We start from the raw sequence: 15,949 nt of genomic DNA on the forward strand, positions 1-15,949 counted from the left end.
GACACTCAAATTTGATTAAGCATTATTTACGCCAAAGCGAAGTCTAATTTTATCATATGAGCAAAAATTCACTTACTTATCGGCAGGAAGACAAAAACTTGTAGGGTAATAGACACAAAAAAAGCTGCCGTAGCAGCTTTTTTCTTTATCAATCGACAGCAGGATTATTCAGCAAAAGGGTTGCGAACAATCATTGTTTCAACGCGGTCTGGGCCTGTTGAGATGATATCAATTGGCACGCCAGTGATTTCTTCTAGGCGCTTGATATAATTGATAGCGGCTTCTGGAAGCTGCTCAACAGAAGTTGCACCAAAGGTGTTTTCGCTCCAACCTGGCATTTCTTCGTAGACTGGAGTCACTTTCTCATAGCCTTCAGCAGCAAGAGGAGTCACATTAGTCACAGTGCCGTCTTCTAATTGGTAACCAGTACAGATTTTCACTTTTTCTAGACCATCAAGTACGTCTAGTTTAGTTAAGCAGAAACCACTGATGCTGTTGATTTGAACTGCACGGCGCATTGCCACTGCATCAAACCAACCGGTACGACGTAAACGACCAGTCGTTGCACCAAACTCGTTACCTTTCTCACCTAAGTGTCTGCCAACTGGGTCTTGCTTATCTTGACCATCGTAAAGCTCTGTAGGGAAAGGACCTGAACCAACACGAGTTGTGTAAGCTTTAACAATACCTAAAACGTAATCTAAGTGTAGCGGACCAAAACCTGCACCAGTCGCAACACCACCGGCTGTAGTGTTTGATGAGGTTACGTACGGGTAAGTACCGTGGTCGATATCAAGTAATGTACCTTGCGCACCTTCAAATAGAATATGGTCGCCAGCATTACGCGCTTGATCAAGTAGTTCAGTAACGTCAACAATCATTGACTTAAGTACTTTTGCTACTTCCATTGCATCATCGTATGTCTTCTGGAAGTCTACTGGGTCTACTTTGTAGTAGTTAACCAAGGCGAAGTTGTGGAACTCTAGTACTTCTTTAAGCTTCGCAGCAAATTGCTCTGGGTTGAAAAGATCGCCAACACGTAAACCACGACGTGCAACCTTATCTTCGTACGCAGGACCGATACCACGGCCAGTTGTACCAATGGCTTTTTCACCACGCGCTAGTTCACGCGCTTGGTCTAGTGCAACGTGGTAAGGCAAGATCAAAGGACATGCTTCGCTGATCAATAGACGCTCACGTACAGGAACGCCACGCGCTTCAAGCATGTGGATTTCTTTCATTAGTGCATCTGGTGCAAGTACTACACCATTACCAATTACACATTTAACGTCTTCGCGTAGTACACCTGATGGGATCAAGTGTAGTACCGTTTTCTCACCGTTAATTACTAGTGTATGGCCAGCATTGTGTCCGCCTTGGTAGCGAACAACTAAAGAAGCCTTATCTGTAAGTAGGTCAACTACTTTACCTTTACCTTCGTCACCCCATTGGGTGCCTAATACAACGACGTTTTTACCCATTGCAAATTCACTTAGAAAAAATTAGGCGCAGATTTTACCAGAAAACCATAGTCGAAATCACCCCAATTTGCCTAATTTTTCTGCTTTCAATAAGATTGATGATGTAAAGCATCAAGGCAAGTTACATAACTTGTTGAAAAGGTGGATTAATAGCTGAAAATCAAACAACGTATTTTATTTTTATATCAAAATAGCGGTATTGTTCGGATTAATCGATAACTATCTCTTTGTTATCAAAAGTAAACTTTTATAAAACGTAAAAAGCCCAAAGGTTAACCTTTGGGCTTTTTAAAATATAGCTCAAGCTTGCTGGCGAGCAGTTAAGCTTGAGTGACTAGCCTATAGCTCTAAATCGTCTTCAACTTCAGCAAGGCCTTTATCTTCTCCCTCTTCAGGCATAATAACCGCTTGCGCTAGGAGCATTTCTCTCAACTTGCCTTCAATTTCGTTGGCAATCTCAACATTTTCTTTTAAGAACTTAATTGAGTTTGCTTTACCCTGGCCAATCTTATTGCCGTTGTAGCTAAACCAAGCACCCGCTTTATCAACCAGTTTGTGTTTCACACCTAAGTCTATCAACTCACCTTGTTTCGACGTACCTTCACCGTACATGATGATGAACTCAGCTTGCTTAAATGGTGGTGCTACTTTGTTTTTCACAACCTTAACACGAGTTTCGTTACCAACAACCTCATCACCTTCTTTCACTGAACCAATACGACGAATATCAAGACGTACGGATGCATAGAATTTAAGTGCGTTACCACCAGTTGTGGTTTCAGGGTTGCCAAACATCACACCAATCTTCATACGAATTTGGTTGATGAAAATACATAATGTGTTCGAGCGTTTGATATTAGCTGTAAGCTTACGCAATGCTTGTGACATGAGTCGAGCCTGCAAGCCAACATGTGAATCACCCATATCGCCTTCGATTTCAGCTTTAGGGGTAAGTGCTGCTACCGAGTCAATAACAACCAAATCAACCGCACCAGAACGAACTAACATGTCACAAATTTCAAGCGCTTGTTCACCGGTGTCAGGCTGTGATACTAATAGCTCATCAACATTAACGCCTAGCTTTTCAGCATAGATTGGGTCGAGTGCGTGTTCAGCATCAACGAACGCACATGTTTTACCAAGCTTCTGCGCTTCTGCAATCGCTTGTAATGTTAGCGTTGTTTTACCTGATGATTCTGGACCATAGATTTCAACAATACGACCAGTTGGTAAGCCGCCGATACCAAGTGCAATATCCAGACCTAGTGAACCAGTTGAGATGGCTTCAATATCTAGCGCCTTGTTCTCACCCAGTTTCATGATTGAGCCTTTACCAAACTGACGCTCAATTTGTGATAGTGCTGCGTCTAATGCCTTTTGCTTGTTATCGTTCATTTGCTTCTCCAATTCAGCGTAATGACACCTAGTATACTGTATGAAATTACAGTATCAAGTAGAATTTTATGATTTTACCATCGCTATAGTATTTTTTAATGCAAATTCAATAGCTTGAACTCTTATTTCAGCCCTATTTCCAGTAAATACTTGGTGAAATGCCTGAACTTTGTCACTATTTGCAATAGCAAACCATACAGTACCTACTGGCTTATCAGCACTGCCCCCAGTTGGTCCTGCGATACCAGACACAGCAATGGCAACTTCAGCATGAGCTGCCTGCTGAGCGCCTTTGACCATTTCCAAAACCGTTTGCTCGCTCACTGCACCAAATTGCGTTAGCGTTTGTTGTAATACTCCCAATAATTCATGCTTAGCTTGATTACTGTATGTCACAAAACAACGTTCTATATATGCAGAGCTCCCCGGCGTATCTGTTAACGCATAACTCACCCCACCACCCGTACATGACTCTGCGGTAGTGATTGTTACGCCGTTATTCGTTAGAATAGCGCCCAATTGTGCCGCATATTCGGCTATCTCTTTGTAGTGCTCCATAGGAAAACCTTTTAGGTATCAACAATGTCGTCAGATCTATATTCAGAACACACTATAAACCAACAAACCCCAATGATGCAGCAATACCTGCGAATTAAAGCTCAGCATCAAGAAATCTTGCTGTTCTATCGCATGGGCGACTTTTATGAACTTTTCTTTGACGATGCCATCAGAGCTGCGCAGCTTCTTGATATTTCTCAAACCTATCGGGGCAAAGCCGGTGGCAATCCGATTCCAATGGCAGGTGTTCCCTATCATGCAGTTGAAAACTACCTAGCTCGCTTGGTACAACTGGGTGAATCTGTTGCTATTTGTGAGCAAGTTGGCGACCCTGCGACCAGTAAAGGTCCTGTAGAACGTAAAGTTGTGCGTATTGTTACTCCAGGTACCGTCACCGACGAAGCACTATTGCAAGAACGCCAAGATAATTTACTTGCGGCGGTCTACCAACATCCAAAAAACTTAGGTTATGGCGTTGCCTATCTTGATATTAACTCGGGCCGATTTAATATCGTAGAGCTACAGACTGACGAAGCACTTAACTCTACGCTACAGCGCTTGCAGCCCGCAGAATTGTTATATCCAGAATCATTTCAGAACCTTTTAGTGCTAGAAAGTATTAAAGGCAGTCGTCGCCGCCCGGATTGGGAGTTCGATTTAGACACAGCAAAGCATTTACTTTGTCAGCAGTTTGAAACCCGCGATTTAGTCGGTTTTGGTGTCGACAATGCCAATATGGGTTTAATCGCTGCGGGTTGTGTCATGCAATACGTGAAAGACACGCAGCGCACGGCATTACCTCATATTCGTGCGATCACGCTCGAAAAGAATGAGCACGCGGTGATCTTAGATGCCGCGACGCGCAAAAACTTAGAGCTAACACTGAACCTCTCTGGCGGTGTTGAAAACACCTTAGCACAGATTTTAGATAAGTCTTCAACGGCTATGGGTTCGCGCTTACTAAAACGCCGTATTCATACGCCCGTGCGCGAACGCAAAGAGCTCAATGCTCGACTCAATGCGATTGCGAGCCTTATCGAACAACAACTATGCATGGAAGTTTACGATGCACTAAAACACATTGGCGATATTGAACGAGTTGTAGCACGGTTAGCGTTGTTTACCGCTCGTCCGCGTGATCTAACGCGTTTAAGAAGTGCATTACAAGCGTTACCGCCATTGCATGATATTTTACAAGATGCGACGGATGCGAGACTTCAGTCTATCATTAGCCACTCACCGGCATTACCTAAGTTACAAGATTTGTTAGAACGAGCGGTTATCGACAATCCCCCTGTTCTCATTCGTGATGGTGGAGTGATAGCACAGGGTTACAATGCAGAGCTTGACGAGCTACGCGCATTAAGCGCAGGTGCCACGGATGTTTTAGAAAAACTTGAAGAAAGAGAGCGCGAACGCACAGGGATCTCGACATTAAAAATTGGCTATAACCGCGTTCACGGATTTTATATTGAGATCAGCCGCGCCAATTCGCATTTAGTGCCTGCAGAATACATTCGCAGACAAACACTGAAAAATAACGAACGCTATATTATTCCTGAGCTAAAAGAGCATGAAGACAAAGTGCTTGGAAGCCAATCGAAAGCACTAGCACTTGAAAAGCGTCTATATGAAGAGCTATTTGAACTCATCGCTCCTTATATTGAACAATTGCAAGTCATGGCAGCAGCACTTGCCGATTTGGACGTATTAAACACCTTAGCTGAACGTGCTCAGACACTAGACTATTGCAAGCCCACGCTTACCGAGGGCACTGAAATTGATTTAGTGGATGGTCGCCACCCAGTCGTAGAACAAGTAAGTAAAGAGCCGTTCATTGCCAATCCAGTAAAACTCAACGATGAACGTAAAATGCTCATTATTACTGGACCAAATATGGGTGGTAAATCGACCTATATGCGTCAAACCGCGTTAATTGTGTTGATGGCGCATATTGGCAGCTATGTACCGGCAAGCGCGGCCACCATCGGTATTGTCGATCGTATTTTTACTCGCATTGGTGCCAGTGATGATCTTGCCTCTGGGCGCTCAACCTTTATGGTTGAAATGACCGAAACTGCAACCATTTTAAACAATGCAACCGCCCAGTCGTTAGTGCTGATGGACGAAATTGGTCGCGGGACAAGCACCTATGACGGTTTATCACTCGCTTATGCGACAGCGGATTATCTCGCCAGCAAAATTGCAGCAAAAACACTGTTTGCAACTCATTATTTTGAGTTAACCGAATTGGCTGAGCAGCAAGCCGGCCTTGTTAATGTGCATTTGGATGCCGTTGAACATAACGATACCATTGCCTTCAAACACACAGTGATGGAAGGGGCTGCAAGTAAGAGTTTTGGTTTACAGGTAGCAAGTCTTGCCGGCGTGCCAAAAGCGGTGATTAAGTTGGCAAAACAGAAACTCGCTTTGTTAGAGCAACATCAGAGCGTCGTTGGCGATAAGCCTGTGCATGTTGCCGCGCCTGTACAGCAGAGCTTAATGCTTGCCAATGAGCCTTCTGAGGTTGAAGCGCTACTTGCTGATATGGATCCCGATGATATGACACCAAAGCAAGCTCATGCTTTGCTATATCAACTTAAATCTATGCTATAGAAAGTAAAAAGCGGCTAAAAGCCGCTTTTTTAATGTTCTCTTACAATTAGAACTTGTGATTATACTGAAGACCAAAGATCATCGCATGGCCTTTAGAGCGATAGCCCCACTCACTGAATCTGTCAGCTTCAGTGAAAGTTTGTGTTTTACCTCTTAAAACACTGATCCCGAAATCTACAGTTGCTTGGTTAGCAAGTGTATACTCAGCACCAAATGAGTACCAAGTACGGTCTGTATCAGGAATTGAGATAGACAGATGGTTTTCATCCGCTGGTGATTCATCATACGCCATACCTGCACGTAGTTTCACCGCATTACTAAGCTGATAGTCAGCACCAACTGCAAAACGTAATGAATTAGAGAAATTCTCTTCTTTAGTGAATACTGAACCTGCGTTACCAACTACAGCTTCCAGTTCATCAAAACTATTCCAGCCAGTCCAAAGTACGCTGTAGTGTAGTGAGGTTTCTTGGTTTAGTTTATGAGAACCTGAGATCTCAGCGATCGCAGGTAACGTTACATCTACTGAACCTGGTAGTGACGCGCCATTCAAGCCGCCAATCGCTGCTGGTAAGTCGTTGCTAAAGTGGCCATCAAATGTGATATCTGTTTCACTACGGTAATGGAAGCCGATTAGGTTGTTTTCATCAATTTGATAAGCAACGCCTAGGTTCCAACCAAAACCATAATCGTCACCTTCTAAATGTACCGCTTGAGTACTTGCTGGCAAACCTGTCGTTGTCGCACCAAGGTTACGGACGATTTTAGCATCGGCATAAACTTCATTAATACCAAACGCTACGCTCCATTGCTCATCAATTTGGTAAGCAGCAGAAATACCTAAGTTAACGGTCTTAATTTCAGTTTCACCCGCGATTTGGCCAGCAACATAATCCTTATCGAATTCTGTAGATAGACCAAACTGTGAATAGATACCTGCACCAATCGACCATTGGTCATTATATTTGTGTGTTGCATATATAGCAGGAATAATAGCACTTGGTGCGATGCTGTTGTCATTTAACGCAGATGCAGGGATACCATTGCTAGTACCTGTTCCCGTCAGGCTTACGTCCGGTTGAACATACATAGCTGCTACTGATAATTGCGTGCCTGATAGCTTACCCATCAATGCTGGGTTACGTGCAACCACTGACGCATCGTCGGCTGCAGATGCTTCACCCGCATAAGCACGACCAAGGCCAGATACGTTTTGTTCCGCAAGTTGGAAGGCGGCAGCTAGTGCTTGTGATGACGATAAAATCGCACCTGATGCGATAAGACCTAATAATACTTTGTTCATACTCTAATCCCCTGTGAACTAACCATTTCCTGAGTAATGGTTAAAAAAACCAATTCGAGTAACACTGCGTAGCCTCACTTTGACCTTGCTCACCTAGCCAATATCCAGCTATGCCACACACCCACCAAATTGGCAGAATAATAAATTCATGACACCCTACCTAAAAGTGGAGTAGAAATCTCCTTTTTTGCGACTTTTCGTTGATTAAGTGAACATATAACGAACAAATTACGCACTTTATAAACTCATCGGATGAGATAAATTATCAAATGATAATAATTACCAATATCATTGACGTACCTTCATCCCTTATATACACTCTTCAATCTGAGTATGAGTCATTCTGTGTGCTAATCGTGCCAAGGAGAACAACATGTCGATAGCATTAATCGTTTGCGCATTGGTATTTTGCGGTCTCAGCGTATATTGCCTGTGCAAAGCAAACTACTGTGCCTGTCGCCACGCAGGAGAGTGTGATAATCCGGTCAGTCAATACTGGCTAGGTGCAATTGTCGCAGCGCTGCTATCACTGCTGCTAAGCTGTGCGGCGTTACATTCGGAAAAGGGAACATTACTGTGGATATTAATGATGGCAAGCTGTATGACTGGCGCAATGCTCTCTGCTAGATGGCAAAATCTCAAAAGACGCTGTAAAAACGCTTTCTTCCCAGTCGCGCAATCCAAGCCTTAAATCAATAATTGATCTCTTAGCAATCGTGAGAGGTTAATTTGATAATCAAGCGGCCTGACACTTGCGATCACTTTGATGTCTGACTCGCTTAAATCCAAATCTTTTGCCGTAACATGGTGGAGATGTTTGGTATTGTAAAACACTCGTACAAGAGGCGCCGTGGGCGCATGTTTATTGCCTTCGAGTACCAATCCTAATCGCTCGTTGGTCAGTTTAACAATAGTCCCTACGGGGTGAACCCCCATACACTTAATAAAACGCTGCACTAGAATAGGATCAAATTGCTTTTTACTCGACAGCAAAAAGCGTAATGCATTAATAGGCTCATCAGCCTCTTTGTGGTGCTGATCTGAGGTTATGGCGTCGTATACATCCACAATCGCCATCATTCTTGCCGCGGTGCTGAGTGCGTCGTCTTTAATCCCTCTGGGATAGCCTGTACCATCTAAGCGTTCATGATGGTTGATGATCATGTCCAGCATGATTGGCGTGATCCCAGACTCTCCTTTGCTCAACCCTAAAGACTGTGCCACATGTTTTTTGACCGCACGATACTCAAGATCGGTAAAATTGCCCGGCTTATTGATCAGCCCTTGCGGTAACTTAGCGTGACCAATGTCATGCAACATCGCCCCCATGGCTAACTGTTCAATAATGTGATGTTGCAAGCCAAGGTGTTTGGCAAATACGGTGATCAGAATGGCGCAGTTGGTCATATGACGCCAATTGTAGGCATCTTTGTCTTTGATCCGAGTTAAAATCGCCATCGCATTTGAATTGCGCAGTACCGAATCGACGATGTCTTTACTTACCTCATTGATGAGGCTCATATCGACCTTCAAACCCGATGTTACATCTCCATAGAGGCTTTGGATCTGACGGTTATTCTTTTCAAACTTTTGCATCGCAACCGCAAATTCTTGCTGCAAAGTTTGTTCTTTACTCACCGTTTTGGCTTTGGATTTTGGCTTGCTGCGAGCGGTGGAAAGACTGCCATCCATGCCATTTTTGGCGGCTGGCTCTTCAGGGGCTTGTGGTGCTTCAGTGACCGGTTCTGCTGGCTGCTGGTATTTCTGTGGTACAGGAATATCGCTCTGCGTAAAGTCGATGGTGAGCTCCAGTACCCCTTTATCAATCAGCTTTTGAATGATGGCTTCATCTCTGACCATTCCCCGAGATTTGATCTTAATGCCCGCGTCAGACTTATGCTTGTGAACATTATCCACAAACATTCCTGGTCTAAGATCTTCAATGGGGAGGACAATCTGCATGAATCGCTTACACTACGTAGTTAGCCAATGAATATTAATACCATTGAATGAGGTGAAACACCATCTATTCAGATTAAATTCACACAAAGGTATGGTGAAATTACAACCGATCAGAAACGCTTGTTATACCAATTGCTTAATTAAGTGAACTATTTTTAGGTGTTTGTGAGATGTTGCTGGAGGGGAAACCCAACACCGTATACATGCTGGGTTTTATACAGTTGCTATTCTTGGAAATAAGTTCCCCAGCCGTCGTATTCAACGCCAGCGTCTAGTGCAACCTTTTCTAACTTGTCTACGTCTTCCATGATAACGTCGGTATCCAGTTCGGCTTCTACTACAACATCAAAGCCCCAAATTTTACCGCCGTCTTCGAGCTCAAGCTCTGCTGGTTCTTCAACATCATAGCCCAATTTAAATGCCGCTAATGCTGCTGCTTCCAGCTTGTCAAAATCCTCACTTACAAAGTGATGTTCTACTTCATAAAGCGTTTCAGGGTTTGAACCGTCTTCTAGCAATGAAGAAACGATATCTTCACTTATCTCACGCCAGTTTTCCATTATTTTAATCTCGCTTTTGCATCTAGTTCAGCTATTCTTTGAGCCATTTTAGCATGGATCTGAGCAGCGTGATCCCTTGCAGGCACTTCTGGGTCTAAATATTCTGGTTCTAGCATGTCGATATAGACCTTACCATTATTCCAACGATTGAGCTTTATCTGCTCATGCGTTGAGCTCATACATACTGGGACAATAGGCACATTGGCGCTCATTGCAGTATGAAATGCCCCAGTTTTAAATGGCAACAAACCGCGACCATAGCTTCTGGTTCCTTCAGGGAACATCCAAACCGATAGTTTTGACTCGGTGATTTTTTTTGCTGATTTGGTTAGTGTACCTAAAGCTTTAGAGCGATTAGCTCTATCAATCAAAATGTTGCCAGATAGCCAATACATTTGCCCAAAGAACGGGATCCACTTTAAGCTTTTTTTCCCCATGCTGACGGTGTTTTTTGGCACCACGGCCGGCAGCGTAAAGAGATCATAATTATTTTGATGATTTGCAACATACATCGCTGGAACAACATGCTTGGCATTTTCATGCTGCGTGATCACCAACTCAACGCCTATCAACTTTGACATATAGCCATACCATTTGGCTATCGTGTGCACATTGTTGGCATGAAAAGGACGCACAATGCACAATAACAATCCGCAAATACCACTAACAATGATAAACACTGCTAATAAGAGAATTCGTATAATGGCAATCAATTTAACCACTCCAGAATTAAAATCTCGCGCATTATAGTAAAATAAGCGAACACTTGTAAGCTCAAAATGATGATAGTTTTGAGATTGCCAGAGGAGTCTCTAGGTATGAGAGTTAAGATGCTGATCTGTTTATAGAAAATAAAAATGCCGCTGAGTAGCGGCATTTGACACACGATTTATCATTTTTGCTAAATTTAGCTCATTGCGTTTTGCAGCTTTTTCATTGCTGACTTTTCTAGCTGGCGTACACGCTCTGCCGACACGCTATATTTCTCAGCTAAATCTTGTAGCGTTGCCTTTTCGTCAGCAAGCCAACGTGCACTTACGATATCTTGAGAACGCTCATCAAGCGTTTTCAGTGCTGCAAATAGGCGATTATGTGACTGCTCTTGCCACTGCTCTTGCTCAACTTCTTCAGCAAGGTCACTACTTGTGTCTGTTAAATACTGTACTGGAGAGAAGTTACCCGCTTGGCTTTCGTCATCATCAGCAGATAGGTCAAAGCCCATATCTTGGCCTGCCATACGCGATTCCATCTCGCGAACTTCTTTCTCACTTACACCAAGCTCATTTGCAACCGTTGTCACTTCGTCTTGGTTAAACCAACCTAAACGCTTTTTATTTTTGCGCAGATTGAAGAATAATTTACGCTGCGCTTTTGTCGTCGCAACTTTAACAATACGCCAGTTCTTTAATACATATTCATGGATTTCTGCTTTAATCCAATGTACCGCAAAAGAAACAAGGCGCACACCCACGCTTGGGTCAAAACGCTTTACTGCCTTCATCAATCCAATATTACCTTCTTGGATCAAGTCAGCCTGAGGTAGGCCATAGCCTGAATAACTTTTTGCGATGTGAGCAACAAATCTCAAATGAGACATAATGAGCTGCTTAGCCGCGTTAAGATCCCCTTCTTCCTGAAGACGTGTCGCAAGTTTTTTCTCTTCCTCAGCGCCAAGCATAGGTATTGTGCTTACAGATTGAAGGTAACCTTCAACACTTGCGCTCTGCTGCCCAGTTAGTGCTAATGCGTATAAATCTTTAGTCATGTTTCACCTCAGTGATAAACCGTTTCGTGTATATTTAGCACTCTAACATCTAGAGTGCTAAATGCAATCTACTTTATCTGATTTTTAAAATCAACCTTTTTAGAAGAACTTCGAAAATAAAATATAACCTATTGAATAATATTAAAAATATTGAATTAACTAGGCTTCTTTTTACGATATTATTTTTTTATGACAGTGCTAAATTTAAATAGTTCTGATTGTTTGAGTGCTAAAATCTGATAGTAATTGGCAATCGACTGCTACACTTTAGCAGTCGATTGGTGTTTGTAGCGTTAAATCATACCTTTTCAGGTTCAATCTCTTTGATATAACGGTGTACAGAAAGAAAAGAGCCTACAAACCCTAAAGTAATCGCAGTGCCAAGTAGCACTAAAAGTTCATTCCCTGCCATTCCCTGAAGCACAAAGTTGCTTTGATATACCCCAACAACTGTAGATACAGCTGACTCCAGCCACCACAACATAAGAGCAACACAGATAAAGGCAACCAAACCACCGACTATGCCATACCATACACCAGTCCAAAGAAACGGAGCCTGAATAAAGGTATTGGTCGCTCCCACCAGTTTTAGCACTTGAATTTCTTCTTTCTTGTCCATGATGGATAAGCGTATGGTATTTCCAATAATCAAGATAACGGCGCTAAGCAATAGAAACCCCACGGTGATCACACTTTCTTTTAGTAATCCCAGTAGTGCATTTAGGCGCTCTAGCCATTCAATATCCAGCTTACCAAACTCGACCTCTCGTTCTTTTTCGAGTTTAGTGAGAAGCTCTGTTGCGGCTTGTGGTTTTCTAAAACGACTAACAGGCGTTACTAGCACAACATTAGGCAGCGGGTTTTCTTCTAAATAGTTAAGCGCCTGACCAAAGCCAGACATAGACTTAAATTCATCCAAAGCTTGGCTTTTACTTATCAGTACTACTTTTTCTATTTCTGGATAGAGTGCAAGCCGCTTTACCAAGGTTTGTGTCTGTGCCTCAGTCATTTCATCTTTAACGAACAATGATATTTCAGATGCCTCTTTAAACCCGCTACTTACCTGCTGTACATTTTTCACTACCACATAAAGCGTCGCGGGCAATGTCAGGCTGAGCCCCAAAACTAGAATAGTCATTAAAGAGGCCATTGGCGTACGCCACATTTCCCCAAGGCTCTGTACACCTTGACGAATAATCATCAAACAAAAAAAGTAAAAATGATGAAATACCGACTTTTTACTCTGTTCAGCCTGATTTCCTCGTCCTTTAAACAGCAAACTCATAGCGTGTCCTCCGCCAGCGGATCTTGTAGCATGCGTCCTTGGTTAAGCGTGAAGCTACGGTATTTCATACGTGCTATTAACCCCAAATCATGAGTAGCGATAAGAACGGATGTACCACGGCGATTAAATTCTTCAAATAGGTTCAGAATTTCCATCGATAGTTCTGGGTCTAAGTTCCCCGTAGGTTCGTCTGCAAGCAGCAAAGGCGGCGAGTTAACAATCGCTCTTGCTATGCCAACACGTTGCTGTTCACCTCCAGATAACACACTCGGATGGCACTTTGCTTTATCAAGCAAACCCACCTTGTCCAAAGCGGCATGTACTCTTTTGGTGATCTGTTTATGGTGAGTACCTTCAATAACTAAAGGTAGTGCGACGTTATCAAATACGCTGTAACGTTCGAGTAGGCGGTGGTTTTGAAAAATAATCCCAATATCTCGGCGAACGAAAGGAACCTGCCGGTTAGATACCGTATTGAGATCGACACCATTAATGTAGACACGGCCTGCTGATGGCCTTTCCATCACGCTAACCAACTTTAATAATGTACTTTTACCAGCGCCACTGTGGCCGGTTAAAAATGCGAGTTCTCCATTTGCAAGTTCAAAGCTCACTTTTTCTAGCGCTTTGTGCCCACCAGGATAAGTTTTGCTCACTTGCTCAAATTTAATCATGTTGGCCTCTTATACTTATTTTAACCATGACACTCAGTCCGTGGCATTGTAGCAATTCGGCAATCGAATAAAGCGGGCAAATTTGCCCGCTTTATTGCAACTGATGTCTCTATTTATTCTTGACTGAACAATGCCTCGATAAAGTCATCACTCTTAAAGGTGCGTAAGTCATCAATGCCTTCACCTACACCTATATATCGAATTGGTACCTTAAACTGATCCGCCACAGCAAAGATAACCCCACCTTTGGCTGTACCATCAAGCTTAGTTAACGTGATACCAGTTAAGCCAACCGCTTGATTAAACAGTTTTACCTGACTAATCGCATTCTGACCAGTTCCGGCATCAATCGTCAACATCACTTCATGTGGCGCATCAGGGTCTAACTTTTTCATTACTCGAGCTATCTTCTCAAGCTCTTGCATTAGGTTATCTTTATTTTGTAATCGACCCGCTGTATCCGCTATTAATACATCGATATTTCTCGCTTTAGCGGCTTGGAAGGCATCAAATACCACCGACGCAGAATCAGCACCTGTGTGCTGGGCAACAACGGGGATACTGTTTCTTTCACCCCATACCTGCAACTGCTCTACCGCAGCCGCGCGGAAAGTATCGCCAGCCGCCAACATGACGGATTTACCTTCGCTTTGAAACTGTTTGGCAAGCTTACCGATTGTTGTCGTTTTACCAACGCCATTTACGCCAACCATTAAGATAACAAAAGGTTTCTTATCGGCAGGGATCTCAAGCGGTTGCTCTGCCGTATTTAAGATCTCTGACATTTCTTTTTTCATTAGATCATATAAAGCTTCACCGTCTTTTAACTGCTTTCTATCAGCAGCATCAGTCAGGTTATCTATCAGCTTCATCGTGGTTTCAACACCAATATCAGCCGTTAGCAATTGCGTTTCTAGATCTTCGAACAACTCATCATCGATTTTCTTGCCTTTGAATACCGAAGCAAAGCCTGAGCCGATATTGGCCTTGGTTTTCAACAAGCCTTTTTTAAGACGGGAGAAGAAACCTTCTTTTTTCGGCTTTTCTTGTTCTTGAGCTAATTGTGCCTGACGCTCTGCTTCTTCACGCTCAGCTTGTTCTTTAGCCAATTGTGCCTGACGTTCCGCTTCCTCACGCTCAGCCTGTTCTTTCGCAAGTTGTGCCTGACGCTCAGCCTCTTCACGCTCAGCTTGTTCTTTCGCTAATTGTACCTGACGTTCAGCTTCTTCACGCTCAGCTTGCTCTTTAGCTAGTTGTGCCTGACGTTCTGCTTCTTCACGCTCAGCTTGTTCTTTCGCTAATTGTGCCTGACGCTCTGCTTCTTCACGCTCAGCCTGTTCTTTCGCTAATTGCGCCTGACGTTCTGCTTCTTCACGCTCAGCCTGTTCTTTCGCAAGTTGTGCCTGACGTTCTGCTTCTTCACGCTCAGCTTGCTCTTTGGCTAACTGTTCTTGGCGTTCTGCTTCTTCACGCTCAGCCTGTTCTTTCGCTAATTGCGCCTGACGTTCTGCTTCTTCACGCTCGGCTTGTTCTTTTGCAAGTTGCGCTTGACGTTCTGCTTCCTCACGCTCGGCTTGTTCTTTTGCAAGTTGCGCTTGACGTTCGGCCTCTTCACGCTCAGCTTGTTCCTTCGCTAACTGTTCTTGGCGTGCTGCTTCTTCACGCTCAACTTGTTCTTTCGCTAATTGCGCCTGACGTTCAGCTTCCTCACGCTCAGCTTGTTCTTTAGCCAATTGTGCCTGACGTTCTGCTTCCTCACGCTCAGCTTGTTCTTTCGCAAGTTGTGCCTGACGTTCTGCTTCCTCACGCTCAGCTCGTTCTTTTGCTTGTTGCGCCTGACGCTCAGCCTCTTCACGCTCTGCTTGCTCTTTAGCTAGTTGCGCCTGACGTTCTGCTTCCTCACGCTCAGCTCGTTCTTTTGCTTGTTGCGCCTGACGCTCAGCCTCTTCGCGCTCTGCTTGCTCTTGAGCTAATTTTGCTTGGCGTTCTGCTTCCTCACGCTCAGCTTGTTCTTTTGCTAATTGTTCTTGGCGTTCAGCTTCTTGTTGCTCTTTATCGGATTTACCAAAGCCCAACCAAGATAAAAATTTGTTTTTCTTTCCCATATTCACTTATGACCGTGTTAGATAAATTGCATAAACCCAAAGCAAAATGTTGATGATCTTGCTACCATACTCGAAAACGCCAATCCGCATCAGCTTATTGCTTTTACTTGGATTGATATCACACTTAATTTTGGGCTCGAAAGGCAAGCCGAGGATGGCAACCTTAGTGCTTAGACAAAATTGCGTGCAAGTGTACCATGTTCCGTAAGGATGAAAAATCCTGACACCAAGAACCTTTGATAAAG

Annotated in this window: 13 protein-coding genes; 2 read left to right on the forward strand and 11 right to left on the reverse strand. The window is 43.5% G+C overall.

Features of this window, described 5'->3' with window-relative positions:
• Positions 1 to 164: 164 nt before the first annotated feature.
• The 3 genes from EXT48_RS15535 to EXT48_RS15545 form a co-directional block, all read right to left on the reverse strand.
• Positions 165 to 1,481 (reverse strand): adenylosuccinate synthase, encoded by a 1,317-nt coding sequence (locus EXT48_RS15535; RefSeq protein ID WP_010378944.1) that lies wholly within the window; start codon positions 1,479 to 1,481, stop codon positions 165 to 167.
• 339 nt (positions 1,482 to 1,820) lie between these two features.
• Positions 1,821 to 2,876 carry a recombinase RecA gene (recA, locus tag EXT48_RS15540; protein ID WP_017218478.1) on the reverse strand — a complete coding sequence of 352 codons (1,056 nt, stop codon included), beginning with the start codon at positions 2,874 to 2,876 and terminating at the stop codon, positions 1,821 to 1,823.
• A 66-nt stretch (positions 2,877 to 2,942) separates the two neighbouring features.
• The gene (locus tag EXT48_RS15545) at positions 2,943 to 3,434 is read right to left on the reverse strand and encodes a CinA family protein (protein WP_130164975.1); all 492 of its coding nucleotides are present in this window, start codon (positions 3,432 to 3,434) and stop codon (positions 2,943 to 2,945) included.
• A gap of 24 nt (positions 3,435 to 3,458) precedes the next feature.
• On the opposite strand from EXT48_RS15545, the gene mutS reads away from it, so the two are divergent.
• Positions 3,459 to 6,050, forward strand: coding sequence for a DNA mismatch repair protein MutS (mutS, locus tag EXT48_RS15550; RefSeq protein WP_130164976.1), 2,592 nt, complete (start codon positions 3,459 to 3,461; stop codon positions 6,048 to 6,050).
• 46 nt (positions 6,051 to 6,096) lie between these two features.
• Here the strand turns inward: mutS and EXT48_RS15555 are convergent, their stop codons facing one another.
• Positions 6,097 to 7,353: an outer membrane protein transport protein gene (locus EXT48_RS15555; RefSeq protein WP_039493017.1), complete on the reverse strand. Its 1,257-nt coding sequence runs from the start codon at positions 7,351 to 7,353 to the stop codon at positions 6,097 to 6,099.
• Positions 7,354 to 7,726: 373 nt separating this feature from the next.
• Between EXT48_RS15555 and EXT48_RS15560 the strand changes: the two genes are divergently transcribed.
• Positions 7,727 to 8,044, forward strand: a complete 318-nt coding sequence (locus EXT48_RS15560) for a hypothetical protein (protein WP_010374094.1) — start codon at positions 7,727 to 7,729, stop codon at positions 8,042 to 8,044.
• On the opposite strand, the gene EXT48_RS15565 is transcribed toward EXT48_RS15560, so the two are convergent.
• The 7 genes from EXT48_RS15565 to ftsY all read right to left on the reverse strand — a co-directional run bounded on the left by EXT48_RS15565 (position 8,041) and on the right by ftsY (position 15,704).
• Positions 8,041 to 9,315 (reverse strand): HD domain-containing phosphohydrolase, encoded by a 1,275-nt coding sequence (locus tag EXT48_RS15565; RefSeq protein WP_130164977.1) that lies wholly within the window; start codon positions 9,313 to 9,315, stop codon positions 8,041 to 8,043. The two genes, EXT48_RS15560 and EXT48_RS15565, sit on opposite strands and share 4 nt — an antisense overlap.
• A 224-nt stretch (positions 9,316 to 9,539) precedes the next feature.
• A complete protein-coding gene (rraB, locus tag EXT48_RS15570) occupies positions 9,540 to 9,875 on the reverse strand; it encodes a ribonuclease E inhibitor RraB (RefSeq protein ID WP_010374098.1) in 336 nt (111 codons plus the stop codon).
• Positions 9,875 to 10,588: a 1-acylglycerol-3-phosphate O-acyltransferase gene (locus tag EXT48_RS15575; RefSeq protein ID WP_205992106.1), complete on the reverse strand. Its 714-nt coding sequence runs from the start codon at positions 10,586 to 10,588 to the stop codon at positions 9,875 to 9,877. The genes rraB and EXT48_RS15575 overlap by 1 nt, the downstream gene beginning before the upstream one ends.
• Positions 10,589 to 10,782: 194 nt before the next feature.
• Positions 10,783 to 11,640 carry an RNA polymerase sigma factor RpoH gene (rpoH, locus tag EXT48_RS15580; RefSeq protein WP_010374102.1) on the reverse strand — a complete coding sequence of 286 codons (858 nt, stop codon included), beginning with the start codon at positions 11,638 to 11,640 and terminating at the stop codon, positions 10,783 to 10,785.
• Positions 11,641 to 11,938: 298 nt separating this feature from the next.
• Complete coding sequence (gene ftsX / locus EXT48_RS15585; RefSeq protein WP_010374104.1) at positions 11,939 to 12,925, reverse strand: permease-like cell division protein FtsX; 987 nt, start codon at positions 12,923 to 12,925, stop codon at positions 11,939 to 11,941.
• Positions 12,922 to 13,599 carry a cell division ATP-binding protein FtsE gene (gene ftsE, locus EXT48_RS15590; RefSeq protein WP_017218471.1) on the reverse strand — a complete coding sequence of 226 codons (678 nt, stop codon included), beginning with the start codon at positions 13,597 to 13,599 and terminating at the stop codon, positions 12,922 to 12,924. Before ftsE ends, ftsX begins: the two co-directional genes overlap by 4 nt.
• Before the next feature lie 113 nt (positions 13,600 to 13,712).
• On the reverse strand, positions 13,713 to 15,704 hold the full coding sequence (gene ftsY, locus EXT48_RS15595; RefSeq protein ID WP_130164979.1) for a signal recognition particle-docking protein FtsY: 1,992 nt from the start codon (positions 15,702 to 15,704) through the stop codon (positions 13,713 to 13,715).
• Between the last annotated feature and the right edge of the window lie 245 nt (positions 15,705 to 15,949).

Origin of the sequence: Pseudoalteromonas sp. CO348, assembly GCF_004208845.1 — a bacterium.
Lineage (GTDB): Bacteria > Pseudomonadota > Gammaproteobacteria > Enterobacterales > Alteromonadaceae > Pseudoalteromonas > Pseudoalteromonas maricaloris.